The 24,133-nt window shown below is 71.2% G+C and carries 26 protein-coding genes; 18 read left to right on the forward strand and 8 right to left on the reverse strand.

The window, feature by feature from the left end:
- The first annotated feature begins 57 nt into the window (after positions 1 to 57).
- From AC3RJ7_RS00220 to AC3RJ7_RS00240, 5 genes are all read left to right on the forward strand, one after another.
- Entirely contained in the window at positions 58 to 897 is an 840-nt protein-coding gene (locus AC3RJ7_RS00220; protein ID WP_491453846.1) for an ABC transporter ATP-binding protein, read from the forward strand.
- Positions 894 to 1,730 (forward strand): ABC transporter permease, encoded by an 837-nt coding sequence (locus AC3RJ7_RS00225; protein WP_491453847.1) that lies wholly within the window; start codon positions 894 to 896, stop codon positions 1,728 to 1,730. Before AC3RJ7_RS00220 ends, AC3RJ7_RS00225 begins: the two co-directional genes overlap by 4 nt.
- Positions 1,727 to 2,566 carry an ABC transporter permease gene (locus tag AC3RJ7_RS00230; RefSeq protein ID WP_491453848.1) on the forward strand — a complete coding sequence of 280 codons (840 nt, stop codon included), beginning with the start codon at positions 1,727 to 1,729 and terminating at the stop codon, positions 2,564 to 2,566. Before AC3RJ7_RS00225 ends, AC3RJ7_RS00230 begins: the two co-directional genes overlap by 4 nt.
- Positions 2,567 to 2,850: 284 nt before the next feature.
- A complete protein-coding gene (locus tag AC3RJ7_RS00235; RefSeq protein WP_491453849.1) occupies positions 2,851 to 3,099 on the forward strand; it encodes a putative antibiotic biosynthesis monooxygenase in 249 nt (82 codons plus the stop codon).
- Positions 3,100 to 3,288: 189 nt separating this feature from the next.
- The gene (locus tag AC3RJ7_RS00240) at positions 3,289 to 4,140 is read left to right on the forward strand and encodes a helix-turn-helix domain-containing protein (protein ID WP_491453850.1); all 852 of its coding nucleotides are present in this window, start codon (positions 3,289 to 3,291) and stop codon (positions 4,138 to 4,140) included.
- Positions 4,141 to 4,214: 74 nt separating this feature from the next.
- On the opposite strand, the gene AC3RJ7_RS00245 is transcribed toward AC3RJ7_RS00240, so the two are convergent.
- Positions 4,215 to 5,294 (reverse strand): ABC transporter substrate-binding protein, encoded by a 1,080-nt coding sequence (locus AC3RJ7_RS00245; protein WP_491453851.1) that lies wholly within the window; start codon positions 5,292 to 5,294, stop codon positions 4,215 to 4,217.
- Positions 5,295 to 5,528: 234 nt separating this feature from the next.
- Between AC3RJ7_RS00245 and AC3RJ7_RS00250 the strand changes: the two genes are divergently transcribed.
- From AC3RJ7_RS00250 to AC3RJ7_RS00270, 5 genes are read left to right on the forward strand one after another with little or no spacing between them, the layout of a single operon-like run.
- A complete protein-coding gene (locus tag AC3RJ7_RS00250) occupies positions 5,529 to 6,548 on the forward strand; it encodes an alcohol dehydrogenase catalytic domain-containing protein (protein WP_491453852.1) in 1,020 nt (339 codons plus the stop codon).
- Positions 6,538 to 7,701: a CaiB/BaiF CoA transferase family protein gene (locus AC3RJ7_RS00255; RefSeq protein ID WP_491453853.1), complete on the forward strand. Its 1,164-nt coding sequence runs from the start codon at positions 6,538 to 6,540 to the stop codon at positions 7,699 to 7,701. The genes AC3RJ7_RS00250 and AC3RJ7_RS00255 overlap by 11 nt, the downstream gene beginning before the upstream one ends.
- Positions 7,698 to 8,558: an amidohydrolase family protein gene (locus tag AC3RJ7_RS00260; protein WP_491453854.1), complete on the forward strand. Its 861-nt coding sequence runs from the start codon at positions 7,698 to 7,700 to the stop codon at positions 8,556 to 8,558. Before AC3RJ7_RS00255 ends, AC3RJ7_RS00260 begins: the two co-directional genes overlap by 4 nt.
- A 49-nt stretch (positions 8,559 to 8,607) precedes the next feature.
- On the forward strand, positions 8,608 to 9,447 hold the full coding sequence (locus AC3RJ7_RS00265; RefSeq protein ID WP_491453855.1) for a DODA-type extradiol aromatic ring-opening family dioxygenase: 840 nt from the start codon (positions 8,608 to 8,610) through the stop codon (positions 9,445 to 9,447).
- Positions 9,447 to 9,794 carry a hypothetical protein gene (locus AC3RJ7_RS00270; RefSeq protein WP_491453856.1) on the forward strand — a complete coding sequence of 116 codons (348 nt, stop codon included), beginning with the start codon at positions 9,447 to 9,449 and terminating at the stop codon, positions 9,792 to 9,794. Before AC3RJ7_RS00265 ends, AC3RJ7_RS00270 begins: the two co-directional genes overlap by 1 nt.
- A 106-nt stretch (positions 9,795 to 9,900) precedes the next feature.
- Here the strand turns inward: AC3RJ7_RS00270 and AC3RJ7_RS00275 are convergent, their stop codons facing one another.
- The 3 genes from AC3RJ7_RS00275 to cofD form a co-directional block, all read right to left on the reverse strand.
- Entirely contained in the window at positions 9,901 to 10,119 is a 219-nt protein-coding gene (locus tag AC3RJ7_RS00275) for a hypothetical protein (protein WP_491453857.1), read from the reverse strand.
- Between the two features lie 126 nt (positions 10,120 to 10,245).
- A complete protein-coding gene (locus AC3RJ7_RS00280; RefSeq protein ID WP_491453858.1) occupies positions 10,246 to 11,148 on the reverse strand; it encodes an EamA family transporter in 903 nt (300 codons plus the stop codon).
- 77 nt (positions 11,149 to 11,225) lie between these two features.
- The gene (cofD, locus tag AC3RJ7_RS00285) at positions 11,226 to 12,242 is read right to left on the reverse strand and encodes a 2-phospho-L-lactate transferase (protein WP_491453859.1); all 1,017 of its coding nucleotides are present in this window, start codon (positions 12,240 to 12,242) and stop codon (positions 11,226 to 11,228) included.
- A 155-nt stretch (positions 12,243 to 12,397) separates the two neighbouring features.
- Between cofD and AC3RJ7_RS00290 the strand changes: the two genes are divergently transcribed.
- The 7 genes from AC3RJ7_RS00290 to AC3RJ7_RS00320 all read left to right on the forward strand — a co-directional run bounded on the left by AC3RJ7_RS00290 (position 12,398) and on the right by AC3RJ7_RS00320 (position 20,428).
- A complete protein-coding gene (locus AC3RJ7_RS00290) occupies positions 12,398 to 13,339 on the forward strand; it encodes a helix-turn-helix transcriptional regulator (RefSeq protein WP_491453860.1) in 942 nt (313 codons plus the stop codon).
- 87 nt (positions 13,340 to 13,426) lie between these two features.
- Positions 13,427 to 13,819, forward strand: coding sequence for a DUF7882 family protein (locus AC3RJ7_RS00295; protein WP_491453861.1), 393 nt, complete (start codon positions 13,427 to 13,429; stop codon positions 13,817 to 13,819).
- Between the two features lie 201 nt (positions 13,820 to 14,020).
- Positions 14,021 to 14,869, forward strand: coding sequence for a nitrilase-related carbon-nitrogen hydrolase (locus AC3RJ7_RS00300; protein WP_491453862.1), 849 nt, complete (start codon positions 14,021 to 14,023; stop codon positions 14,867 to 14,869).
- 15 nt (positions 14,870 to 14,884) lie between these two features.
- On the forward strand, positions 14,885 to 16,327 hold the full coding sequence (gene hydA / locus AC3RJ7_RS00305) for a dihydropyrimidinase (protein ID WP_491453863.1): 1,443 nt from the start codon (positions 14,885 to 14,887) through the stop codon (positions 16,325 to 16,327).
- Positions 16,328 to 16,385: 58 nt separating this feature from the next.
- Positions 16,386 to 17,417: a TIGR03842 family LLM class F420-dependent oxidoreductase gene (locus AC3RJ7_RS00310; RefSeq protein WP_491453864.1), complete on the forward strand. Its 1,032-nt coding sequence runs from the start codon at positions 16,386 to 16,388 to the stop codon at positions 17,415 to 17,417.
- 82 nt (positions 17,418 to 17,499) lie between these two features.
- Positions 17,500 to 18,822: an aspartate aminotransferase family protein gene (locus tag AC3RJ7_RS00315; protein ID WP_491453865.1), complete on the forward strand. Its 1,323-nt coding sequence runs from the start codon at positions 17,500 to 17,502 to the stop codon at positions 18,820 to 18,822.
- Positions 18,823 to 18,934: 112 nt separating this feature from the next.
- A complete protein-coding gene (locus AC3RJ7_RS00320) occupies positions 18,935 to 20,428 on the forward strand; it encodes a CoA-acylating methylmalonate-semialdehyde dehydrogenase (protein WP_491453866.1) in 1,494 nt (497 codons plus the stop codon).
- 16 nt (positions 20,429 to 20,444) lie between these two features.
- Here AC3RJ7_RS00320 and AC3RJ7_RS00325 read toward each other — a convergent pair whose 3' ends face one another.
- The 3 genes from AC3RJ7_RS00325 to AC3RJ7_RS00335 form a co-directional block, all read right to left on the reverse strand.
- Positions 20,445 to 20,927 (reverse strand): CinA family protein, encoded by a 483-nt coding sequence (locus tag AC3RJ7_RS00325; protein ID WP_491453867.1) that lies wholly within the window; start codon positions 20,925 to 20,927, stop codon positions 20,445 to 20,447.
- Between the two features lies 1 nt (position 20,928).
- A complete protein-coding gene (locus AC3RJ7_RS00330; protein WP_491453868.1) occupies positions 20,929 to 21,708 on the reverse strand; it encodes an enoyl-CoA hydratase/isomerase family protein in 780 nt (259 codons plus the stop codon).
- Between the two features lie 145 nt (positions 21,709 to 21,853).
- Positions 21,854 to 22,633, reverse strand: coding sequence for an AraC family transcriptional regulator (locus tag AC3RJ7_RS00335; RefSeq protein ID WP_491453869.1), 780 nt, complete (start codon positions 22,631 to 22,633; stop codon positions 21,854 to 21,856).
- Between the two features lie 126 nt (positions 22,634 to 22,759).
- Between AC3RJ7_RS00335 and AC3RJ7_RS00340 the strand changes: the two genes are divergently transcribed.
- Positions 22,760 to 23,356: a dihydrofolate reductase family protein gene (locus tag AC3RJ7_RS00340; protein WP_491453870.1), complete on the forward strand. Its 597-nt coding sequence runs from the start codon at positions 22,760 to 22,762 to the stop codon at positions 23,354 to 23,356.
- 23 nt (positions 23,357 to 23,379) lie between these two features.
- Here AC3RJ7_RS00340 and AC3RJ7_RS00345 read toward each other — a convergent pair whose 3' ends face one another.
- Positions 23,380 to 24,093 (reverse strand): hypothetical protein, encoded by a 714-nt coding sequence (locus AC3RJ7_RS00345; protein ID WP_491453871.1) that lies wholly within the window; start codon positions 24,091 to 24,093, stop codon positions 23,380 to 23,382.
- Positions 24,094 to 24,133: the final 40 nt, after the last annotated feature.

Consider the following 24,133-nt stretch of genomic DNA (forward strand, 5'->3'; position numbering starts at 1 on the left):
CGGCGCTACTCAACCGGCGAAGATGATCGACAAGAGAACCTCAACGAGGAGGAGCGAATGACGACCCCGACGACCGAACCACGCCGCCCCGAGACATCCCCACCGGCCCCCTTGATCTCGGTGCGCGACCTCTCGGTGACCTACGACGTGGCCCGCACCGGCAAGCGACTCGTCGCGATCGAGGGGGTCGACCTCGACGTGCACGAGGGCGAGTTCGTGACGGTGCTGGGGCCGTCGGGCTGCGGCAAGACGACGTTCATGAACGTCGTCGCCGGGCTCGTGAAGCCGTCGTCGGGCACCGTGCTCGTCGACGGCTCGCCCGTCACGGGGCCGGGGCCCGATCGCGCCGTCGTGTTCCAGGACTACGCGCTGCTGCCGTGGCGCACGGTCTTCGACAACGTGAAGTTCGGGCTCGAAATGCAGAAGGGCCTGAAGGGCGAGGGCTGGCGCGAGCGGGTGCAGGAGGCGATCGACATGGTCGGCCTCGCGGGCTTCGAGTCGTCGTACCCGCGCGAGCTCTCGGGCGGCATGCAGCAGCGCGTCGGGCTCGCCCGCGCGTTCGTCGCCGAACCGCGCATCCTGCTCATGGACGAGCCGCTCGGCGCCGTCGACGCGCTCACTCGCGAGGTGATGCGCGACGAGATCGACAAGCTCATCCAGAAGACCGGCAAGACGGTGCTCTTCATCACGCACTCGATCGAGGAGGCGATCCTGCTCGGCGACCGCATCGTGGTGTTCAAGAGCCACCCGGGCGCGATCAAGGAGGTCATCGAGACCGGCCTCGAGCGGCCGCGCTCGGAGCGCAGCGTGCAGCACGACCCGCGGTTCCTCGAGCTGCGCGACCACCTGTGGGACGCCCTGCAGGGCGAGGCGACGGCGGCGGCGGTCTCGAAATGAGCGCCTTCCTCGCGAGCGGGCCGAACCTCGGCCGCGGCGGCGGCGTCGGCGCCTGGCTGGCGGGGCTCAGCCCCGCGGGCAAGGCGGGCGTGCTGGCCGGCGAGGTCGTCGTCATGCTGCTCGTCTGGCAGGTCGTCGTCGGGGTGCTCGGGTGGATCAACCCGGTGTTCCTGCCGCCGCCCACGGCGATCTGGCAGGGATTCCTGCAGCTCGTCGCATCGGGCGTGCTGTGGCCGAACCTGCTCATCTCGTTGCAGGCGTGGCTCATCGGGTTCGTCATCGCGGCGGTCATCGCGATCCCGCTCGGGCTGCTCATGGGCACGTCGCTGCCCGTCGACCGCGTCGTCGGTCCGATCGCGTGGACCATCTACGCGACTCCGTCGATCGCCTACCAGCCGCTCGCGAAGGCGTGGTTCGGGTTCGGCATCGGGCCGGTCGTGTTCCTCGTCGCGATCAGCGCGCTGTTCCCGATCCTGCTGAACGTCGCGGCGGGCATGCGCACGACGAACCCGTCGATCATCAGGGCGGGCCGCGTGTACGGCGCGAGCCGCCTGCAGCTCTACCGGTCGGTGTACCTGCCGTCGACCGTGCCGTTCCTGTTCGCGGGCCTGCGTCAGGCGGTCGTGCTCGCGACGATCGGCATGGTCGTCGCCGAGCTCTCGGGCTCGGCGGTCGGCATGGGCGCACTCATCATCAAGTCGGTGAACACGTACCAGACGGGCCAGGCCTACGCGGCGATCACGATCGTCATGCTGTGGAGCGTCGGGATGACGCAGGTCGTGAGCCTCGTCGAACGATGGACCGCCCCGTGGACGAGGAAGGGCCGGCGATGAGCGTCACGAGTGCGACCGGAACCATGCGCATCGTGCGGCCACGCCGCGTCGTGCGTCGCGACGAGGCGAAGTGGACGTGGCTGCTCATCGGAGTCGTCGCGGCCATCCTGCTCATCTGGGAGGCAGCGGTCAGCTGGCTCCATCTCGTGCCGGAGGCGTTCCTGCCGCCGCCCACCGCGGTGGCGCGCGCGTTCGCGGAGCTCATGGTCGACCCCGCGTTCTGGCAGGCGTTCGCGTACAGCATGACGAACGTCGTCATCGGCCTCGTGCTCGCGGTCGTCGTCGGCGTCGTGGTCGGCCTCGCCGTCGGATGGTCGGCGGCGCTGCGGTTCACGGTCGCACCGTTCCTGTGGCTGCTGTACTCGACGCCGAAGGTGGCGCTCGCGCCGCTGTTCATCCTCGCGCTCGGGCTCGGCAGCGCGTCGAAGATCGCGCTCGTCTTCCTGCTCGCGGTGTTCCCGATCATCCTCAACACGATGGAGGGCGCGGTCACGGTCGGCGGCTCGCTCGTGAACGCCGGCCGCGTGTACGGGGTCAACGGCATCGCGCTCGGCTGGAAGGTCATCTTCCCGGCGACGCTGCCGTACAGCCTGTCGGGTATCCAGCGCGGCGCCGCGCTCGCGTTCACGGGCGAGGTGCTGGGCGAGTTCCTCGGCGGCACCGGCGGGCTCGGTCACATGCTCGAGTACGCGGCGTACCAGTTCGACATGGCCGAGGCGATCGCGATGGTGATCGTGATGGTGATCATCGCGAACCTGACGCTCGTGCTCATCTCGACGCTGCGCCGCAGGCTCGCGCCCTGGTACGACGACCGCAAGGTCGTGGGGGCGTCGTGACGGACTCGGGCGCGCTGAACTCGTCGGTCGAGTAGCGGAGCGCACCGAGGCCACCCCGAGCCGGTCGAGTAGCGACGAAGGAGGGTATCGAGACCCAGCCCGCAGACCGCCGGCCCCCGCCTCATGCGCGACGACGGGGGCCGGCCTCTGCGCATCGACGGCGTCGGTGCGCCGGTGGCGGCGGGAGCGAGTTGCTGTTTCGGCAAGCTCCGTTGCGCCCGCCCGGGGAGGCTCGGCACTGTTGGCTCTCGTACGCACGCTGGTTCTACACGAGAGAGGCACCCTTGAGCACGCCCGTTCCCGCATCCATCCCCAAGCCGCCCGGCAACCACGAGCTCGCCCTCATGATCTGGCTCGCGGTGACGCCCACGCTGCTGGTCATCAACCTCGCGCTCGGGCCGCTGCTCGCGGCGCTGCCGCTCGTGCCGCGCACGCTCGTCGTCGTCACGATCGCCGTGCCGATCGTCATCTACGCGATCATGCCCGTCCTCCACCGGCTCCGTCGGAGACTCATCGCGCGCCGTGCCGTCTAGCCACGGGCCGGCCAGACCTGCCCGATGACGCGGGCCGGCTTCGCGCGGGAGGTTCCCGATCGGCCTCTGCCAGTTCCGCCTCATCGTGAGGCGGAACTTGCATTGCACATTGCGAAATCCTCCTCCTCCTTCAGGAGGAATGACGATCGGCCTCCGCCTGAAGGCCTGCGAGGAGCGTAGCTTTGCGGCATGCGTGCGATGGTTCGGTTCAGATCGGTGATCGAGGGCGCCGTCGCGGCGGCGTTCGTGGCCTGGTGGTTCCAGGTCGAATGGCACAGCCTCAGCACGTCTGTTTCGCTGCGCACCGACACCTTCGCCGGATCGCCGTACGCGGCGCTCACGGTGATCGGTTTGGGGTTGGTGTTGGCGCTCGCACGATCGCGGCCATGGGTGGCCGTCGCGTTGCTCGGCGTCATCCTCCTGTGCCAGTTGCTGTTCTGGCCGGCACGGTTCAGCCAGACGGGTTGGACCGCGTACCTGGTGCTGCTTCCCGTGCCCTACCTGCTCGCCGCATCATCGCCGACCCGTCATCGGCGGTGGCTCCTGGCGTCGGTGATCGCCGGCGCGCTCGCGGTGGCCGCGCTCCTCACACTCCCGAGCCTCTCGATGTCGGGCGTGTGGGGAACGATCAACGGGAAGCCGTGGAACGCTCCGGGACTCTGGCCCGATGTCGCGGTGTGGTCGGTCGTCTGCGTCGCCGTCGCGCTGGGGATGTGGGCCCTCGGGTCGCGCGGCGCACCGGCCCGCGCTCGCGCACGCGCGAGCGATGCGGCGACGGCCGCTTCTCCGGTGGAGTCCACTCCGGCGACGGGGGCGGTCACCTCACAGCCCGGTCTCGACCTGCTCTCGACGCGTGAGCGGGAGATCTTCGACCTCGTCGCGGTCGGCCTGACCAACGCGGAGATCGCGAAACGCGCCTTCATCGCCGAGACCACGGTGAAGAGTCACGTGAGCAGCATCCTCGGCAAGATGAACGCATCATCGCGGAGCGAGCTCATCGCTCTGGCGTACGCCGCCGGACGCGTCGGCACCGGCTCGTAACGGGGCCGGGCACACGAGAGCCCCCGCCGTCATGCGCTGCGGCGGGGGCTCTCGGTGCGAGGTGCGAGGTAGGCCTACGGGTAGACCAGGTCGGCCGGGCCCTCGTTCGACAGGCCGAGCAGCTCCTGCGCCTTGAGCAGGTAGACGAGCTGCGACTCGTCGAACTCGAGCGGCTGCAGGTTCTGCGTCTCGATCGTCGTGTCCCACGCCTCGGTGTCGAAGTAGAGGTTGGGGCACGCGAGGTGGCCGTCGAGCACCCAGGGGCTCTCCGAGTCGCGCAGGTCGGCGACGTCGAAGTCGTTGGCCTCGTACATGTCGAGCACCGAGTCGACGTTCTCGGGGAACTCGCCCGGCGCCGGCGCCGTCATGTAGTCGGTCGCCTTGAGCGTCGCCCGCAGGAACCGCACGAGCGAGTTCGGGTTCTCGGCGGCCCAGCCGGTGCCCGCGACCTGCACGTCGTTGGCCCAGTTGCGCAGCGTCTCGACGATGATCTCCGCGCCGTGCTCCTCGAGCGCGGGACGGTCGTCGGCGTAGAACGGCTGCATCGAGATCTTGTCGTTCACGAAGAACTCGGTCCACGACTCGGAGCCGGGTCCGGGGTAGACGACCTCGGTCTGCACCGTGTCGAGGCCCCAGCCCTCCTCCTTCAGTACGCGCTTGCGCTGGAACTCCGCGGGGTCGCCGGGCGTGCCGGCGAGCACGATCGAGGTTCCGTCGAGATCCTCGACCTTCGTGATGCCCTGCTGGGCGGCGAAGTCGAAGTTCTGCCGGCAGTAGTGGCCGCCGACGAGGTCGACGCCGACCCCGCCGCGGATGGCCTCGATGACGGTGCCGGTCGACTCGACGCCGATGTCGGCACTGCCCGACGCGACGGCGGCGGTGACGTTGTCGGCGGTGATGACCTCGACGGTGAGGCCCTCCTCCTCGTAGTAGCCGAGATCGCTCGCGAGCACGTACATCGAGTACATGGTCACGTCGGGGAACGGGATGGCCACCGTGATCTCGGTGTCCTCGGCGGCACCGGGCTCGCCGTCGGCGAGTTCGACGGGGCCGGATGCCGCGCCCGGGCCGGTCGCGGCGCAGCCCGCGAGCAGCGCCAGTGCTGCCAGGGCGGCGACCGCGGCACGGCCGGATCGGGGGATGGATGTGCGCATGACTCTCCATTTCTCAATCGGGATGCCTCGCGGCCGGCCCCGGCGAGAAACGGAGGCCGCTCGCGAAGTTGTGGATACGGTATCCAAAACTAAGAGAACTGTCCATGGTTTTCTTCGCGCGCTTCGTCGGCGAGCATGGATCGATGCCGATCCTGTCGATCGCTGGACGGCGATGGCGACTTTGGATACCGTATCCAAAACGGATCCATCCGAACACTCGACGAGGAGGCGACGGTGCGCGCAGCGGTGCTCTCGGCCCACGGCCTCGACGGCCTCGCCGTCGTCGACCGCGCGGCGCCGAGCCCCGCCGCGGGCGAGGTGCTCGTGCGCGTCGAGACCGTCGGTGTCAACCAGCTCGACCTCAACGTGATCGCCGGCATCGGGCCGGGCGTCGCGGCGAAGCTGCCCCGCGTGCTCGGCATCGACCCGGCCGGCGAGATCGTCGCGGTCGGCGGCGGCGCCGATCCTGCGCGCGTCGGTGAGGCGGTCGTCGTGAAACCCAACATCTCGTGCGGTGCGTGCCCCGCGTGCGCCCGCGGGCGCGAGGCCGACTGCCCGGCGCAGACGGTCGTCGGCGTGCACCGCGACGGCGGGGCGGCCGAGTTCGTCGCCGTGCCCGCGCGCAACGCGTTCGCGCGCGGGAGGCTCTCGGCGGCCGTCGCGACCGCCGCCGTGCACAGCGTGCCGATCGTGCTCAACGCGCTCGACACCGCCGCCGTCGTCGCGGGGGAGCGCGTGCTCGTCACGGGCGCCGGGGGCACCCTCGGCCGCGCGGCCGCCGCGCTCGCCGCGCACGTCGGCGCCGAGGCCGTCGCGGTATCACGCAGCGCCCTCGGCGAGACGCCGGCCGGCGTGCGCACGCTGCAGGCGACGGGCCCCGACGAACTGCGCACCGCGCTCGCCGCCGAGACCGAGCGGCACGGCGGCTTCGACGTCGTGATCGACGTGAGCGGCCACGGGCCGACCCTCGCCGCCGGCATCGCGGCGCTCGGCTGGGGCGGGCGCGCCGTGTTCTGCGCGGCCTCCGTCGACCCGAGGGTCGAACTCGACGCGCGCGACTTCTACCTCCGCCGCAAGCGTCTCGTCGGCGTCGCGAGCGCCGACTACACGCAGGTGCGGCGCGCCCTCGACCTCGTCGCGGGCGGCGTCGCCGTACCGGTCGTCGGGTCGCGGCATCCGCTCGCCGGAATTCGCGACGCGTACCGCGGCTTCGGCGACTCGTCCCCAGGAAAGGTGATCATCGATGTCAGCTGAACAGGCCGGGCCGCTCGCCGGCATCCGCGTCGTCGAACTGGGGCAGTACATCTCGGGCCCCTACGCGGCGAAGCTGCTCGCCGACCTCGGCGCAGACGTCGTCAAGGTCGAGTCGCCCGACGGCGACCCGATGCGCCGCTGGGAGGGCCACGGCGCGATGAGCCCGCAGTTCGCCGCGTACAACCGCGGCAAGCGCGCCGTCGTGCTCGACCTCAAGAGCGAGCACGGACTCGCCGAGCTGCTGCGCCTCGCGGGCGACGCCGACGTGCTCATCGAGAACTTCCGCCCGGGGGTCGCGAGCCGGCTCGGCTTCGGGCCCGACGTGCTGCGCGAGACGAACCCGCGCCTCGTCTCCTGCTCGATCACGGGCTTCGGGTCCGACGGGCCCTACGCGAAGCGCCCCGCCTACGACACGGTGATCTCCGCCGTCGGCGGCATGTACAGCCAGGTCGTGCCCGAGCACATCCTGCGTCCGATGGGGCCGGCGTTCTCCGACCTGCTCTCGGGCATGCAGGCCGCACAGGCCGTGCTCGCCGCGTTGCACGCCCGGAATGCGACCGGTGCGGGGGAGCACCTCGAAGTCTCGATGGTCGGCTCGCTCATCGACTTCCTCACCGAGGCCGCGTCGACGTACCTCGAGACCGGCCAGGTCGCGGGGCCCGACTCCCGTCCGCGGCGCGCGCAGGCGTACGCCTGCCGCGGCTCCGACGGTCGCGCGTTCGTCATCCACATGTCGGTGCCCGAGAAGTTCTGGACCGGCCTCCTCGAGGTGCTCGAGCATCCCGAGCTCGCCGAGGATCCGCGATTCTCGACCCGCGAAGGCCGGGTGCGCAACTACGACGAGCTCGACGTCGAGCTGAAGAAGATCACGGCCCGGATGCCTCGGCAGTACTGGCTCGACCGGCTGGCCGCCCACGACATCCCGCACGGCCCCCTCAACACGGTCGCCGATCTCTTCGACGACCCGCAGGTCGCGTCGATGAGCCTCGTCGAGGAGATCGACGGGCACGACGGGCCGCTGCGCGTGCCGGTGCCGAGCACCGTGTTCCACGGCAGCGGGCGGCCGACCCTGCGCGCCGCCCCGAGGCTCGGCGAACACGACGGAGAACTCCTCCGCGAGGCATCCATGATCGAAGAAGGGACCCGCGCATGACCCCCGACGAGCTCATCGCGATCGACGTGCACACCCACCCGCAGACCGAGGAGTTCCTCGCCGCGATGGGCAAGCGCCACCAGCAGATGGCCAAGCACTTCGGGCGCGAGCGGCCCGTCGTCTCGTTCGCCGAACAGGCCGACCAGTACCGCGAGCGGAAGATGATGGCGGTCATCGTGAACTCCGACTCCGAGACGACGTCGGGCATCAAGGGCGCGCCGAACGACCTGCTGGGTCGCGCGCAGGTCGACCACCCCGACGTGTTCCTCTCGTTCGCGGGCATCGACCCGTGGAAGGGCGAGGCGGCGATCGCCGAGATCCGCCGCACGCACGCCGAGTACGGCATCAAGGGCGTGGGCGAGCTGAACGCGTCGCGGCAGAAGTTCCTGCCGAACGACCGCCGCTTCTTCCCGATCTGGGAGGCGTGCGCCGAGCTCGGGCTCGTGGTGATGTTTCACTCGGGCTTCCCCGGCGCGGGTGCGGGCACCCCGGGCGGCGGCGGGTACCGGCTCGAGAACGCGCGGCCGATCCCGTACCTCGACGACGTCGCCGCCGAGTTCCCCGAGCTCAAGATCATCAGCGCGCACCCCGCCTGGCCGTGGCACCTCGAGAACCTCGCGATGGTGTGGCACAAGTCGAACGTCTACCTCGACCTCTCGGGCTGGGCGCCGAAGTACCTGCCGCCCGAGGTCGTTCGGTACGCCGACTCGCTCATCACCGACCGCGTGCTGTTCGGCTCGGACTGGCCCGTGATGACGGCCGACCGGTGGATGACGGAGTTCGACGAGCTGCCGTTCAAGCCCGAGTCGCGGCGGAAGATCCTCCTCGACAACGCCCGCAAGCTGTTCGGAATCTGAGCGGCGGCGTCCGCCCGAGGCATCCGCCCAACGAAAGGAACCACCCCGCATGGCCGAACTCGTCCTCGCGGCGGCGACGCCGCACAACCCGCTGCTCTGGCGCGCGATGCGAGAGCCGATGCCCGACGACCTCGCGGGCGTGGCGGCGAACTTCGCGCGGTTCCGCCGCGCGTTCGCCGAGCACGACGTCGACGTGGTCGTCGTCATCGGCACCGACCACCTGCGCCAGTTCTTCTACGACACGTCGCCCGCGTTCGTCGTGGGCAAGGCCGAGTCGTACCACGGCACGTGGGAGAACGAGGTGCGCACGTTCGGCATGGACTACGTCGAGGTCACCGGGCACCGCGAGCTCGCCGACGAGATCTCGGGGCGCACCGTGCTGCCCGAGGCGATCGACTTCTCGGTGAGCCTCGAGTGGCGGCTCGACCACAGCTTCGTGATCCCGCTGCAGTACGTGCGGCCCGAGCTCGACGTGCCCGTCGTGCCCATCCACACGAACGCGTCGATGCCGCCCGTTCCCTCGGTGCGCCGGTTCATCGCGCTCGGCGAGCACCTCCGCCAGGCGATCTCGTCGTGGCAGTCCGACGCGCGCGTGGCGATCCTCACCTCGGGGCACATGGCCAACGACGTCGGCGGGCCGCGCACGTTCGCGGGCTCGCCCGACCCCGAGTTCGACCGGGATGCCGCGGGGTGGATGCGCGACGGCGACCTCGACGCCGCGATCCGGGTGTGCAGCGACTTCGAACGGATCACCGAGGCCGGCTGCATGACCTACCAGTACCTCAACGCGATCACCGCGCTCGCGGCGATGGGTCGGCCCGCCGACTACGTCGACGTCGCCGAGTCGCGGTTCGCGTCGAGCCCGTTCTTCCTCTGGGGGAGCCGCTGATGACGAAGTACATGGTCGACAAGTTCATGCGGTACGTCGAGCTCAGCGATGCGCGAGTGGCCGACTACGTCGCCGACCCCGACGCGTACGTGGGCGCGTGGCTCGCGGGCGGCACGGGGCCGGAGGGCGCCGCCGACGACCGGGAGCTGACCGAGGCGGAGCGGGCGGCGTTCGCCGCGCGCGACTACGAGGCGCTCTACGCGCTCGGCGCGCACCCGTACCTGCTCTGGCACTTCACCGAGGCCGTGCACGCGCACGAGTTCGGTGAGGGCTTCGGCTGGCGCGACCTCGTCGAGCAGTACCGCGCCGCGGTCGCGCCGCAGGGCGTCGTCGACTACATCCCGTAGCCGCGCTCGGTCGGTCGATCAGCCGCGCTCGGTCGGCCGAGTAGGCGCTCGGTCGGTCGAGTAGGCGCGCAGCGCCGTATCGAGACCACCGCCACCGATCAGCCGCTCACTCCTCGACCCCGGGGTCGCCGCCCTCGAGGCCGCCGTCGGTCGACTCGGTCATCGGCTCGGCGTCGTCGGGTGCGTTCTCGGGGTCGGTCGCTTCGCGCTCGCGTTCCTCCTCGCCCCGCTCCTCGACGTCGCGCGCCAGGCGCTCGGTCTCTCGGTCGCCGGCGCGGCGGGCTTCGGTGTCGGCGGTCGTCTCGGGGTCGTTCATCGAGGTCATGGCTGCCTCCTGCTTCGGTCGGTCGGAGCCGGTCGCGGGATCGGCTACGCGGCAACGTTCGCAGCCTGCGACCGGTCGGGCAACGGGCTTGACAGCCCGGGCCGGGCGACCGCCCGCTCGCGACGCTCAGGCGACGCCGAGCAGCACCGAGGCGGTGAGCGCCAGCATCGCGCCGATGAGCTGCACGCGCGAGAGCCGCTCGCGCAGCACGATCCACGCGAGCACCATCGTCGCGAGCGGATAGAGGTTCGTGAGCACCGCGACCACCGCGACCGAGCCCGCGAGGAGACCCAGCATGAGCAGCAGGTTCGCGATGCCCGTCAGGAGCCCCGCGACGGCGGCGAGCGACATCGCGGTCGACCGGCCGCCGCGCTCGCCGAGGAGCGCGGGCACGGGCGCCGGGTCGAGCAGCCCGACGAAGCGTCGCACCGGCGGGCTGACCGCGCCGAGCGCCGCCGTCACGAGGAGCACGACCGCACCGAGGCCCGAGTCGAGCAGCACGGGGATCAGCCCGGCGTCGGCGGGCACCCGATCGAGCGCGACCGTCGCGAAGCCGAACGCGAGACCGCTCGTCACGGTGAACGCGACGGTGCGGGCGCTGAGGCCGGCGACGTTCACCCGGTGCTCCAGGCCGATGAGCACCCCGCCGACGATCGCGAGGGCGACGGCGAACCACGCGATCGGGCTCAGCCTGTCGCCGAGCACGAGCGACGCGCCGACGGGCACCGCCGAGCTCAGCAGGCCGATGACGGGCGTCACGAGCGAGATCGGGCCCGCCGCGAGCGCCGCGAAGAACGCGAGGAAGCCGACGAGGGCGAGCGCGCCGCCGACGAGTCCGCCGGTGATCGCCTGCGCCGACCAGACGCCGCCCGTGAGGGTGACCGCGACGGCGAGGAAGGTCGCGGCGACCGCGTAGTTCACGGTCGTCGAGGCGAACACGGTGGCGCGCCGAGCCGCGACGCCGCCGAGGAAGTCGGCGACGCCGTAGGCGAGTGCCGCACCGAGTGCGAGCGCCACGATCGCGATCACCCGTCAATCCTGCCCGCACCGGGTGTCATCGCGCCCGCTCGGATCTGCCCGCAGTCGTGCACATCCGGTCGCCGCGATCAGCGCCGGGCGATGCCCGCCGCGAGCTCGAGGGCGGCGTCGGCCAGCGCCGCCGACGTGTCGGCGTCGCGCATCCACAGCGGCACGGCCGCCGCAACGAGCCCGGCCTCCGCGAGCGACGGCAGCGCCGAGGCATCCGATTCGTCGACGAGCCACCCGTCGACGAGGCCGCCGCCCGACCGCGCGCCGTAATGCCGGCCGACCGCCTCGGCGCTCGTCTCGACGCCGATGACCGGCAGGCACGCGTCGGCCATGCCGCGCACGACCTTGCCGCCGATGATGGGCGAGACGCCGACGACCGGTGCGGATGTCGCGGCGAGCGCCTCGCGGATGCCGGGCACCGCGACGATCGTGCCGATCGAGACGACCGGGTTCGACGGGGCGAGGAGCACGACGTCGGCGCCATGGATCGCCTCGGCGACGCCCGGTGCCGGGCGCGCCGAGGCGATATCGCGCTGCACGAAGGCGACGGCGGGGAGGGTCGCGCGGTGGCGGGTCCACCACTCCTGGAAGTGCATCACGCGCTCGCCGCCGGGCGCCGCCTCGTCGGCGACGCGCACCCACGTGTCGACCTCGGCGTCGGTCGCGGGGATGAGGCGCGCCCCGAGCGGCCATCGTCGCTGCAGCCGCTCGCCGACCTGCGAGGGCGTGAGTCCTTCGCGCAGCCACGACGTGCGGGCCAGGTGGGTGCCGAGGTCGAGGTCGCCGAGCGTGAACCACGGCCAGCCGACGCCCCACTCGCGCAGCTCCGCCGCGACGCGCTCGGTCTCACCGGCGCGACCCCAGCCGCGCTCGGTGTCGTTCACCCCGGCGAGGGCGTAGAGCAGCGAGTCGAAGTCGGGCATGAGCCGCACGCCGGCGAGCCACACGTCGTCGCCCGTGTTGACGACGACGGTGATCTCATCATCGGATGCCTCGCCGTCGCGCGGCTCGGCGGCGCGACGCCGAACCGCCTCACGCAGGCCGAGCACGAAACGGGAACCGCCGACGCCGCCGGCCAGCACGGTGATCTTCACCCGTCAAGCGTAGGCGGGCGCGGCGACACGGCTCGGCCTCGACGGCGTCACGCTCTTCCCCAAGATCGTGACGGTGTCAACCCGTTGGTGCGGCCTGCCCGAGACGTTAGGGTGACCACTCGGCTCGAAGGCAGCCGGGAGTCAGGAGGAATTCGATGGGCGACGTCATGAGCCTCCGATCGAACGACGTCAGCGTCGTGGAGCCGATCTGGCAGCAGTTCGCCCCGAGCGCGAGCATCAAGCGGGTCGAGCGCGACCGGTTCCGGTTCGAATGGGACTCCGCCTCGCTCGACGGCTTCTCGCTCGTCGAGTACCGGCTCGATGCCGATGTCGACTCGGTGCTCGACGCGACCGACCAGCTCTTCATCTGCCAGCTCACCACGCCGGGCGGCGGCGTCGGCACCGTCCGGAACGCGTTCGACACCGACATGCCGTGGGCCAGCAGCGGCCACCGCGTCGAAGCCAGCTGGCGAGGCGAGGCGAACGTGCGGGCGTTCATCTTCGATCTGGGTGCAGCCGAGCAGCTCGCCCGGCGGATGAGCGGCGACGACGCACTGCGACTGCGCGTGCTCGAGGAGCAACCGACGTCGCCGGCGGCCGGGCGAGCGTGGATGAGCGCGTTCGACCACGTGCGTCGGTCGCTCGTCGACGACGGCGCGCACGACGAACCGCTCATCGCCGCCGAACTCGCGGCGCACGCACTCCGGCTGACGCTCGCGGCGATCCCCACCACATATCTCGAGGCGATCGAGCGCGCACCGCAGCGGGGCCCGGCCGACGCGACCGTGCGGCGGGCCATGGCCTACCTCGACGAGCACGCCCGCGAGCCGATCACGGTCGACGACGTCGCCGCGGCGGTGCACATCTCGACGCGCGGGCTGCAGTACGCGTTCCGGCGGGCGACGGGCGAGAGCCCGATGCAGTACCTGCGCCGTGTGCGGCTCGCCGGGGCGCACGACGAGCTCGTGCTCGGCGTCCAGTCGGTCGCGGTCATCGCGCGGCGATGGGGCTTCGGCCACGCGTCGCGATTCTCCCGGTACTACCGCGACCAGTACGGCTGCACGCCGGGCGAGCAGCTTCGGCGCGCGCGTTCCTGAGGTCCGGTTCGTTTTCCGCATCGCACCGTTCGCACAGCGGCTCGTCCGAGAGAGCCCGGCGCCGACGGCGCACCTACGCTCGATCGCATGGGCACCATCTACTACGGCAGCGGCCTGAGCACCCGGATCGACGACCGGGCGCTCGCGCACCTCAAGGTCGCGATCGTCACGAAGCTGCGGCGCAACGAGAGCTTCACCCTGTCGTGGGCCCATCCCGACGACCACCCCGAGGGACGCAGCACGCTCTGGCTGCACCCGGCGATCCCGCTCCGGTTCGTCTTCGACGAGCCCGTGGCTCCCGAGCTCAACCGCGAGTGGCTCGAACAGCTCATGCGCTCGGCGAACAGCACGGGCGGCATCGAGCTCGTCCCCGAGCACCTCGACGCGCCCGCGCCGCCGACCGCGCCCCCGCCCGCGCCGGCCGCCGCGCCCGCGATCGAGCACCGGGTCGAGCTTCCCGCGGCCGGCTCGCCCGCCTGAGCCGCAGGCCTCCCGACCCGTCGCTTGCGGGGTGAGGCGCGCGCGAAGGCGTGCGCACCTCCCCTCCCCCTCCCCGCAAGCGGCGAACCTCGTCCTCGTGCTCATCCGAGCAGACCATTGCCCCATCCGCGCCCCGGGGTGAGTATGGATCGACAGGCAACATGAGCCACGAGAGCACGTCGAAGTGCGGCAGGAGGCAGCATGACCACCGTCCGAGCGGCCATCACCCAGACGACCTGGACCGGCGACAAGGCGTCGATGCTCGACAAGCACGAGCAGTTCGCCCGAGACGCCGCAGCGCAGGGCGCGCAGGTCGTCTGCTTCCAGGAGCTGTTCTACGGCCCCTACTTCGGCATCACGCAGGAGCAGAAGTACTACCGCTTCGCCGAGCCGGCCGACGGGCCGATCGTGCAGCGCTTCGCCGCGGTCGCGAAGGAGCTCGGCACGGTCATGGTGCTCCCGATCTACGAAGAGGCCGCGACGGGCGTCTACTACAACTCCTCGGTGCTCGTCGACGCCGACGGCGAGATCCTCGGCACGTACCGCAAGCACCACCTGCCGCACCTCGACAAGTTCTGGGAGAAGTTCTACTTCCGCCCCGGCAACCTCGGCTACCCCGTGTTCGACACGGCCGTCGGGCGCGTGGGCATGTACATCTGCTACGACCGGCATTTCCCCGAAGGATGGCGCGAGCTGGGCCTCAACGACGCGCACATGGTGTTCAACCCGAACGCCACGAAGCCCGGCCTCTCGAACCGGCTGTGGGAGGTCGAGGGCCCCGCGGCCGCGGTCGCGAACGGCTACTTCGTGCTGCAGCCGAACCGCGTCGGCCGTGAGGACAACGAGTACGGCGAGCTCGCCGTCGACTTCTACGGCACGAGCCAGGTCATCGACCCCCGCGGCAATTTCGTCGGCGAGCGCGGCTCGAGCGAGCACGAAGAGGTCCTCGTGCGCGACCTCGACCTCGAGATGGTGCGGCAGATGCGCGACGACTGGCAGTTCTATCGCGACCGCCGGCCCGACTCCTACACGAAGATCGCGAAGCCGTAGGGAGGCGGGGCGAGCATGACCACGACCCTCATCACCGGCGGCACCGTCGTGAGCGCCACGGGTCGCGCCGCGGCCGACGTGCTCATCGACGGCGAACGCATCGTCGCGCTCCTCGAACCCGGCTCAGAACTGCTCGGCGCGGATGTCTCGGCGAGTGCCGACCGCGTGATCGACGCGACCGGCAAGTACGTGATCCCGGGCGGCATCGACGCGCACACCCACATGCAGCTGCCGTTCGGCGGCACCGAGGCCTCCGACACCTTCGAGACCGGCACCCGGGCGGCCGCGCACGGCGGCACCACCTCGATCATCGACTTCGCGGTGCAGCGCTACGGCGAGCGCGTGCAAGACGGCCTCGCCGCCTGGCACGAGAAGGCCGCGGGCAACTGCGCGATCGACTACGGCTTCCACCAGATCGTCGGCGGCGTCGACGACGACGCGCTCGCCGCGATGCGTACGCTGCCCGACGAGGGCGTCACGAGCTTCAAGCTCTTCATGGCGTACCCGGGCGTCTTCTACTCCGACGACGCCCAGGTGCTGAAGGCGATGCAGGTCTCGCGCGACACCGGCATGCTCACGATGATGCACGCCGAGAACGGGCCGGCGATCGACGTGCTCGCCGAGCAGCTCGTCGCCGAGGGCAAGACCGACCCGTACTACCACGGCATCGCCCGCGCGTGGGAGATGGAGGAGGAGGCGACCCACCGGTCGATCATGCTCGCGAAGCTCACCGGCGCGCCGCTCTACGTCGTGCACGTGAGCGCCAAGCAGGCGGTCGAGCAGCTCGCCTGGGCGCGCGACAAGGGGCAGAACGTGTTCGGCGAGACCTGCCCGCAGTACCTCTACCTCTCGCTCGAAGACCAGCTCGCGACATCCAGCGACGAATGGGGCGTCTTCGAAGGCGCCAAGTGGGTGTGCTCGACCCCGCTGCGCTCGCGCGAAGAGGGGCACCAGCAGGCGATGTGGCAGGCGCTGCGCACGAACGACCTGCAGATGGTGTCGACCGACCACTGCCCGTTCTGCATGAAAGACCAGAAAGAGCTGGGGCTCGGCGACTTCCGCAAGATCCCGAACGGCATCGGCGGCGTCGAGCACCGCATGGACCTCATGTACCAGGGCGTCGTGACCGGCGAGATCACCCTCGAGCGCTGGGTCGAACTCACGTCGACGACGCCCGCGCGCATGTTCGGGCTGTACGGCCGCAAGGGCGTCATCCAGCCCGGCGCCGACGCCGACATCGTGGTCTACGACCCGAACGGTCGCACCTCGATCGGCTACGGCGAGGGGCGCAAGCACCACATGAACATGGACCACGCGGCGTGGGAGGGCTTCGAGATCGACGGGCGCGTCGACACCGTGCTGTCGCGCGGCAAGGTCGTCGTCGACGGCGACGAATACCTCGGTGCCAAGGGCGACGGCCGCTTCCTCAAGCGCGGCCTGAGCCAGTACCTGAGCTGACGCCGTCGGTCGAGTAGCGCGAAGCGCGCATCGAGACCGCGGCCGGAAAGGAGACCACATGGACTTCGGCGCCGTCCTGCAGACGAACCCGCCGTCGGCGCGCACCGTGCAGCTCGCGAAGCTCGCCGAGGACCACGGCTTCAGCCACGTGTGGACGTTCGACTCGCACCTGCTCTGGCAGGAGCCGTACGTCATCCACTCGCAGATCCTCGCGGAGACCCGCAAGATCACGGTCGGGCCGTTCGTGACGAACCCCGCGACCCGCGACTGGACGGTCACGGCGAGCGTGTTCGCGACCCTCAACGAGATGTACGGCAACCGCACCATCTGCGGCATCGGCCGGGGCGACTCGGCGGTGCGGGTCACGAACGGCAAGCCGACGACGATCGCCGAGCTCCGCGAGTCGATCCACGTCATCCGGGAGCTCGCGAACTCGCGACCGGTCGAGTACCACGGCTCGACGCTGCAGTTCCCGTGGAGCCAGGGCTCCGAGCTCGAGGTGTGGGTCGCGGCCTACGGCCCGCTCGCGCTCAAGGCCGCGGGCGAGGTCGGCGACGGCTTCATCCTGCAGCTCGCCGACGTCGACATCGCCAAGTGGATGATCCAGCACGTCCGCGACGCCGCGGAGGCCGCCGGCCGCGACCCCATGTCGGTGAAGATCTGCGTGGCCGCACCCTTCTACATCGGCGACGACCGCGCCCACATGCGCGACCAGTGCCGGTGGTTCGGCGGCATGGTCGGCAACCACATCGCCGACATCGTCGAGAAGTACGGTTCGAAATCGGATGCCGCGGGCGGGGCCATCCCCGAGGCGCTGTCGTCGTACATCGCGGGCCGGCGGGGCTACGACTACAACGAGCACGGGCGGGCGGGCAACACGCACACCGACTTCGTGCCCGACGAGATCATCGACCGCTTCTGCGTGCTCGGCACCGCCGAGGAGCACATCGAGAAGCTCGAACAGCTGAAGGCGCTCGGCGTCGACCAGTTCGCCGGGTACCTGCAGCACGACAACAAGGAGGAGACGCTCCGCGTCTACGGCGAGACCGTCATCCCGGCACTCGCCGACCACGTCACTGCGAAGCGCTGAACACGCTGCCGCTGGTCGAGGAGCGCCGACGCGGAGCCGCGACGCGTATCGAGACCCGGGAGCACGACGAGAAGGGCACCCCATGACCGACAGCCTCACCGAAGGGCTCGACGAGCTGGCGCGCGAGCTCGACCGGGCGCACGTGTTCCACTCCTGGTCGGCGCAGGCGCAGCCGCCGGGTCTCGTCGTCGCGAGCGGTCGAGGTTCGCGCGTGTGGGACCACGCGGGCCGCGAGTACCTCGATTTCTCGAGCCAGCTCGTGAACGTCAACATCGGGCACGAGCACCCCGCCGTCGTCGCGGCCATCCGCGAGCAGGCGGAGCTGCTCACGACCATCGCGCCGTCGACCGTGAACCTGGCGCGCGGCGAGGCCGCGAAGCGAATCGTCGACCGCTCGCCCGACGGGTTCTCGAAGGTGTTCTTCACGAACGGCGGCGCCGACGCGAACGAGAACGCGGTGCGCTTGGCGCGCCTGCACACCGGACGCGACAAGGTGCTGTCGACCTACCGGTCGTACCACGGCAACACGGGCGCGGCGATCGTCGCGACGGGCGACTGGCGGCGCATGCCGAACGAGTTCGCCCGCGGCCACGTGCACTTCTTCGGCCCGTACCTCTATCGCTCGGAGTTCTGGGCGTCGACGCCCGAGGAGGAGTCGGAGCGCGCGCTCCGACATCTCCGGCGCGTGATCGAGTCGGAGGGCCCGCAGACGATCGCCGCCGTGCTGCTCGAGACGATCCCCGGCACCGCCGGCATCCTCGTGCCGCCGCCCGGCTACCTCGCGGGCGTTCGCGCGTTGTGCGACCGGCACGGCATCATGCTCATCCTCGACGAGGTGATGGCCGGGTTCGGCCGCACCGGCAGGTGGTTCGCCTTCGACGGCTACGACGTGCGCCCCGACCTCATCACGTTCGCGAAGGGCGTGAACTCGGGCTACGTGCCCGCGGGCGGCGTCGTCATCTCCGACCCGATCGCGGCGACCTTCGACGAACGGGTGTTCCCGGGCGGGCTCACCTACTCCGGCCACCCGCTCGCGATGGCCTCGATCGTCGCGACGATCGACACGATGGCGTCGGAGGGCATCGTCGAGCACGCCCGCGAAGTCGGCGCCGAAGTGATCGCGCCGGCTCTCGAAGAGCTCGCCGAGCGGCATCCCCTCATCGGCGAGGTGCGCGGCGAAGGCGTCTTCTGGGCGGTCGAGCTCGTCGCCGACCGCAAGACCCGCGAACCGCTGCCGGCCGCGCAGATGGGGCGCATCAAGTCGGCGCTCATCGGGCGCGGGCTGCTGCCGTTCATCCAGGACAACCGCATCCACGTCGTGCCGCCCTGCGTCGTCACGGCCGACGAGGTCGCCGAGGCGGCCGTGATCTACGACGACGTGCTGGCGACCGCGCTGGTCGCGTGAGGCAGGAGAAAGGTCGGTCGAGTAGGCGCGCAGCGCCGTATCGAGACCACGCCGCGTGCGGGGTCTCGAGACGCTCCCTCGTCGCTGCTCGACCGGCGAGAGGAGAACGATCATGACCGACACCATCCAGCACTGGATCGACGGAGCGCTCTCGGGCGCGGACGCCGCCCGCAGCGGCCCTGTCTACGACCCCGCCCTCGGCACCGAGCAGAAGCGCGTGGCATTCGCCGAGGCATCCGACGTCGATGCCGCCGTGGAGGCCGCGGCACGAGCGTTCCCCGCGTGGCGCGACACGTCGATCGCGAAGCGCCAGCAGGTGATGTTCCGGTTCCGCGAGCTGCTCAACGCCCGCTCGCCGGAACTCGCAGACATCCTCACGAGCGAGCACGGCAAGGTGCTCGCCGACGCGCAGGGCGAGATCTCGCGCGGTCTCGAGGTCGTCGAGCTCGCGTGCGGGATGGCGTTCGCCACGAAGGGCGAGTACTCGGAGAACGTGTCGACCGGCATCGACGTGTACACGCTGCGGCAGCCGGTCGGCGTCGTCGGCATCATCTCGCCGTTCAACTTCCCGGCGATGGTGCCGCTGTGGTTCTTCCCGCTCGCGATCGCGACCGGCAACACCGTCGTGCTGAAGCCGAGCGAGAAGGACCCGTCGGCGTCGGTCTGGCTCGCGCGCCTCATGCAGGAGGCCGGCCTCCCCGACGGTGTGCTCAACGTCGTGCACGGCGACAAGGTCGCGGTCGACGCGCTGCTCGAGCACCCGACCGTTCGGGCGATCTCGTTCGTCGGGTCGACGCCGATCGCGCGCTACATCTACGCGACGGCGACCGCGAACGGCAAGCGGGTGCAGGCGCTCGGCGGGGCGAAGAACCACATGCTCGTGCTGCCCGACGCCGACCTCGACCTCGCGGCCGACGCCGCCGTGAACGCCGGCTTCGGCTCGGCCGGCGAGCGATGCATGGCGATCAGCGCCGTGCTCGCCGTCGACCAGGTCGCCGACGAGTTCGTCGCGAAGGTCGCCGAGCGGATGGCGCGGCTCACGACCGGCGACGGCCGCCGCGGGTGCGACATGGGCCCGCTGATCACGCGCGAGCACCGCGACCGGGTCGCCGGCTACCTCGACGTGGCGGCGACCGACGGGGCGGACGTCGTCGTCGACGGGCGCGACCCGCAGGTCGACGGCGACCCGAACGGGTTCTGGCTCGGGCCGACGCTCGTCGACAAGGTGCCGACGAGCTCGGCCGTGTACCGCGACGAGATCTTCGGGCCGGTGCTGTCGGTCGTGCGCGTCTCGGGCTACGAGGAGGGGCTCGGCATCATCAATGCGTCGCCCTACGGCAACGGCACCGCGATCTTCACGAACGACGGCGGGGCGGCACGGCGATTCCAGCGCGAGGTGACGGTCGGCATGGTCGGCATCAACGTGCCGATCCCCGTGCCCGTCGCGTACCACTCCTTCGGCGGCTGGAAGGACTCGTTCTTCGGCAACTCGAAGGCGTACGGTGCGCGCGGCTTCGACTTCTACCTGCAGGAGAAGGCGATCACGTCGCGCTGGCTCGACCCGAGCCACGGCGGGCTCAACCTGGGCTTCCCGCAGCACGAATAGCCGCGTCCGGCGGGCCTCAGGCGACCGGGGGCAGGGCGTCGCGCAGCAACCGCAGTGCGGCGCCCACCGTCTGGTGCACGACCTCGGAGGGGTCGCCCTCGAACAGGAAGTGCGCGTCACGGGTCTCGCCGCCAACGGCGACCGCCGCGTACACGCTTCCCGCCGGCTCGCCCTCGGCGGGGTCGGGTCCGCCGACGCCGGTGACCGCGACCGCTGCGTCGGCGCCGAGGAGCCGAGCCGCGCCCGTCGCGAGCTCGCGTGCGCACTGCGCCGACGCGACCGATTCGGCGGTGACGCCGAGCACCTCGCGCTTGACGCCCTCCGCGTAGGCGACGATCCCGCCGCGGAACCACTCGGACGCGTCGTGACCCGCACCGAGCGCGTTCGAGAGCGCGCCGCTCGTCAGCGACTCCGCAGCGGCGACGGTGAGACCCGCCGCCCGGGAGCGATCGGCGACCTCCTCGGCGATGGGCATGAACTTCTCGGCCGGATCCTTCATGTCAGCTCCTTCGAGCGGCGAACGTCGCCACGCGGGCCTGCGCCTCGGGCGTCGTGAACGCCGCGCCGATCGTGCGGGCCTCGTCGTCGAGCGCCTCGGCGAACGGGCGCGAGAGGCCCGAGCGCACGAGGCGCTTCGCCTGCCCGAAGGCGGCGGTCGCCCCGTCGAGCCAGGAGGCGGCGACGGCGAGCGCCCGGGTCGCGACCTCGTCGTGCGGCACGACCTCGGTCACGAGGCCCCAGTCGAGCGCCTCGGCGGCCGTGATGGTGCGCCGGGTGAGCGTGAGCTCGAGCGCGCGGCGCATGCCGATCGCCTCGGGCAGCAGCGTGCTCACGCCGCAGTCGGGCGTCAGCCCGATGTCGCTGTAGCGGCTCGAGAAGGTCGCCTGCTCGCTCGCCACGATCAGGTCGGCGACGAGCATGAAGCCGAGGCCGCCGCCCGCGACCGGCCCCTGCACCGCGGCGACGATCGGCTTCGCGCATTCGCGCAGCGTCAGGTGCCCGTCGTGGATGCGGTCGGCGAGGGCCGTGATGACGGTTGCCGCATCGCCGCCCGCGGCGGCGAGCTCCGACATCGCGACGACGTCGCCGCCCGCGCAGAACGCCCGCCCCGAGGCATCCAGCAGCACCGCGCCCACGTCGTCGCGCTCGGCGACCTCGTGCGCGATCGCCTGCCAGCGGCCGATCGCGTCGGGGTCGACCGCGTTCAGGCGGGCGGGGCGGTTGAGGGTGATGCGGGCGAGCCCGTCGGTCACGTCGAGGAGGATCGCGTCATCGGCCATGGTGCCGGAGCCTACCGGGCGCGCCACGGCCGCGCGCGGGCCTTGACGATGTCCTCTCGCGTCGGCGTCGAGCCGGGTGCCCGGCCGGTGGGCGATCGCCAATGCCGTCGCCGCCGGGCGCGGATTCCGCGCGGCCGCCCCGTCATCATCCGATCGCGGCCTGCGCCGTGGTCGGTCCGGTCCGGAGGAGCTCGGTCGGGGTCAATCCCGCGTACCGCCGGACCTCGCGGACGAGGTGGCTCTGATCCGCGAATCCGAAGCGGGCCGCCACCTCGGCGGCGGGCAGTTCCCGGAGCGCGCCCGCGGCGCGCTCGAACCGCACGAGGCTCGCGGCCGCCTTCGGCCCGATCCCGACCTGCTCCGTGAATCGCGAGGTCGCGTGGCGCTGGCTCCATCCGGTCTGCTCGACGAGTTCCCCGATCCGCACCTGCCCGCCGGACCGGTCGATCTGCCGCCACATCCAGTCGACGAAGGAATCGGTGGGCCGGCCCGCGTCGAGCAGGTCGAACAGCACCCGATCGATGAGCGCGAAGCGGCGCGGCCAGCTGCGGGCGGCCCACAACTGCTCGACGAGGACGTCATCGAGGCGCGGGACCGCGTCGGAGAGGTCGACGACCCGCGCCGCGAGCTCGCGCCCGGGCACGCCGAGAAGGCGGGAGACGCCGAGCGGGGTGAGGTAGACCTGCAGGCAGTGCTGTTCGGCCTCGAACGAGGTGGTCGCGTGGCCTGGCATGATGCCGGCGACGAACGAGGTGTGCCGACCGACCCCGTCGCCCGCGCTGAGGTCGACCACGTCGAGCGCCGGCCCGAACGAAAGCACCAGCGGGATCAGGCTGCCCGCGACCTGGCGGCGGACGACGGGGTGATCCGAGCGTTCGTCGTGGCCGACGATGCCGGCGACGAGGCCGGCGAGCCGCGGGTGCACCGATGCCGCACCAGGGTCGGTCCCGGGGCGGCGTTCTCGAGCATCGTGCCGTACGTCACGTCGGTCGATTTCCTTCAAGCCGCGCGCGCCGCGCATCGGGAGACTCGATCGTGGAAGGAGTACCTGATGCGCAGACTGATCGCGATCGAGTTCCTCTCGGTCGATGGAGTGATGCAGGGGCTCGGCTCGCCCGACGAGGATCGCGAGGGCGGCTTCGAGCACGGCGGATGGGGAGCACCCTACGCCGATGCGATCCACGCCTCCACTGCGTCCGGTGGGCTCGATCGCACGACCGCCTACCTGTTCGGGAGGAGGACGTACGAGAAGATGGCCGCCTTCTGGCCGTCCGTGCCGGACGAGAACCCGATGGCCGCCCACCTGAACGCCACGGTCAAGCACGTCGCCACGAGCACCGCGACGGAGTTCGGATGGGCGAACACCCGGGCCCTGACCGGTGATCTCGGCGACGGGGTCCGCACCCTGAAGCGCGACGGCGACGGCGACATCGCGGTCCTCGGCAGCGGCGTGCTCGTGCGCGCGCTCCTCCGGGACGGGCTGATCGACGGCTTGCGGCTGTTCGTGCATCCGCTCATCCTCGGGTCGGGCAAGCGGCTCTTCGGCGAGCTCGCGAGCCCGCGCCCGCTCGTGCTGACCGGCTTCGACACCACCGCGATGGGCAGCCTCGTGCTCGCGTACGACCTCGAACCCGACTCGGGGTCCTGAGCGCGGATGCCTCGTGGCCGACGTCAGACGCCGAAGTCGCTGGCCGGTGCGTTGAGCCGCGTGATCTCGCCGGTGTCGGCGTCGCTCAGCACGAGCACGAAGAAGTGGCGGTCGCCCGGCGCCGAGGGGTTCGGCGGAATCTCGACCGTGCCGATCCGGGAGACGACGGTGCTGAGTCCCGTCGACGGCTCGGTGTAGGCGGGGTCCGAGGTGATGCCGATCGTCGCGGACGACAACGGGTCTCCGACCTGTACGCCGTCGGCCGAGCCGATTCCGGGCGCCGAGCCGATGGGCAGGCCGCCGGCGGTCGTCGAGTCGACGAACACCCAGTGGTTGGGGATGTCGGGGACCGTGCCCGGCGTCTCGGAGTCGTAGAGGCGCAGGCCGTCCCAGACGTGCTCGATGCCGGGAGGCGTCTCCAGTCCGCCCGGGTGCGGGGTGTCGACGGGCGCGCCGAGCACTTCGCTGAGCCCCGCCACGACCTCGTCGGTCGGCTGGAAGTAGTCGTAGCTCTCGATGACTGCGCCGTCGGCCGCGAGCACCGTGATCGCCTCGGCCGAGATCCCGATGGATGCCGCGGCGGGAGCCGTGCTCTCGGTCGGCGGTGCACTCGCCGATTCGGTGGCCGGTGTAGGCGATTCAGTCGTCGGGGCGGACGGCGTGCACCCGCTCAGCGCGACGAGCGCGACGAACGCGACGGCGGCGACTACGGCGGGGCGTGCGGATGAGCGCGGCATGGACGGAGCCTAGCGGCGGCCGCGGCATCCGGGATCAGGG

It is taken from the genome of Agromyces solani, assembly GCF_058349925.1.

Coding starts and splice junctions, on each gene's coding strand:
- AC3RJ7_RS00220 (WP_491453846.1), top strand. CDS start 58: ATGACGACCCCGACGACCGAACCACGCCGCCCCGAGACATCCCCACCG.
- AC3RJ7_RS00225 (WP_491453847.1), top strand. CDS start 894: ATGAGCGCCTTCCTCGCGAGCGGGCCGAACCTCGGCCGCGGCGGCGGC.
- AC3RJ7_RS00230 (WP_491453848.1), top strand. CDS start 1,727: ATGAGCGTCACGAGTGCGACCGGAACCATGCGCATCGTGCGGCCACGC.
- AC3RJ7_RS00240 (WP_491453850.1), top strand. CDS start 3,289: ATGCGTGCGATGGTTCGGTTCAGATCGGTGATCGAGGGCGCCGTCGCG.
- AC3RJ7_RS00245 (WP_491453851.1), bottom strand. CDS start 5,294: ATGCGCACATCCATCCCCCGATCCGGCCGTGCCGCGGTCGCCGCCCTG.
- AC3RJ7_RS00255 (WP_491453853.1), top strand. CDS start 6,538: ATGTCAGCTGAACAGGCCGGGCCGCTCGCCGGCATCCGCGTCGTCGAA.
- AC3RJ7_RS00260 (WP_491453854.1), top strand. CDS start 7,698: ATGACCCCCGACGAGCTCATCGCGATCGACGTGCACACCCACCCGCAG.
- AC3RJ7_RS00265 (WP_491453855.1), top strand. CDS start 8,608: ATGGCCGAACTCGTCCTCGCGGCGGCGACGCCGCACAACCCGCTGCTC.
- AC3RJ7_RS00270 (WP_491453856.1), top strand. CDS start 9,447: ATGACGAAGTACATGGTCGACAAGTTCATGCGGTACGTCGAGCTCAGC.
- AC3RJ7_RS00275 (WP_491453857.1), bottom strand. CDS start 10,119: ATGACCTCGATGAACGACCCCGAGACGACCGCCGACACCGAAGCCCGC.
- AC3RJ7_RS00290 (WP_491453860.1), top strand. CDS start 12,398: ATGGGCGACGTCATGAGCCTCCGATCGAACGACGTCAGCGTCGTGGAG.
- AC3RJ7_RS00295 (WP_491453861.1), top strand. CDS start 13,427: ATGGGCACCATCTACTACGGCAGCGGCCTGAGCACCCGGATCGACGAC.
- AC3RJ7_RS00300 (WP_491453862.1), top strand. CDS start 14,021: ATGACCACCGTCCGAGCGGCCATCACCCAGACGACCTGGACCGGCGAC.
- hydA (WP_491453863.1), top strand. CDS start 14,885: ATGACCACGACCCTCATCACCGGCGGCACCGTCGTGAGCGCCACGGGT.
- AC3RJ7_RS00310 (WP_491453864.1), top strand. CDS start 16,386: ATGGACTTCGGCGCCGTCCTGCAGACGAACCCGCCGTCGGCGCGCACC.
- AC3RJ7_RS00315 (WP_491453865.1), top strand. CDS start 17,500: ATGACCGACAGCCTCACCGAAGGGCTCGACGAGCTGGCGCGCGAGCTC.
- AC3RJ7_RS00320 (WP_491453866.1), top strand. CDS start 18,935: ATGACCGACACCATCCAGCACTGGATCGACGGAGCGCTCTCGGGCGCG.
- AC3RJ7_RS00325 (WP_491453867.1), bottom strand. CDS start 20,927: ATGAAGGATCCGGCCGAGAAGTTCATGCCCATCGCCGAGGAGGTCGCC.
- AC3RJ7_RS00330 (WP_491453868.1), bottom strand. CDS start 21,708: ATGGCCGATGACGCGATCCTCCTCGACGTGACCGACGGGCTCGCCCGC.
- AC3RJ7_RS00340 (WP_491453870.1), top strand. CDS start 22,760: ATGCGCAGACTGATCGCGATCGAGTTCCTCTCGGTCGATGGAGTGATG.
- AC3RJ7_RS00345 (WP_491453871.1), bottom strand. CDS start 24,093: ATGCCGCGCTCATCCGCACGCCCCGCCGTAGTCGCCGCCGTCGCGTTC.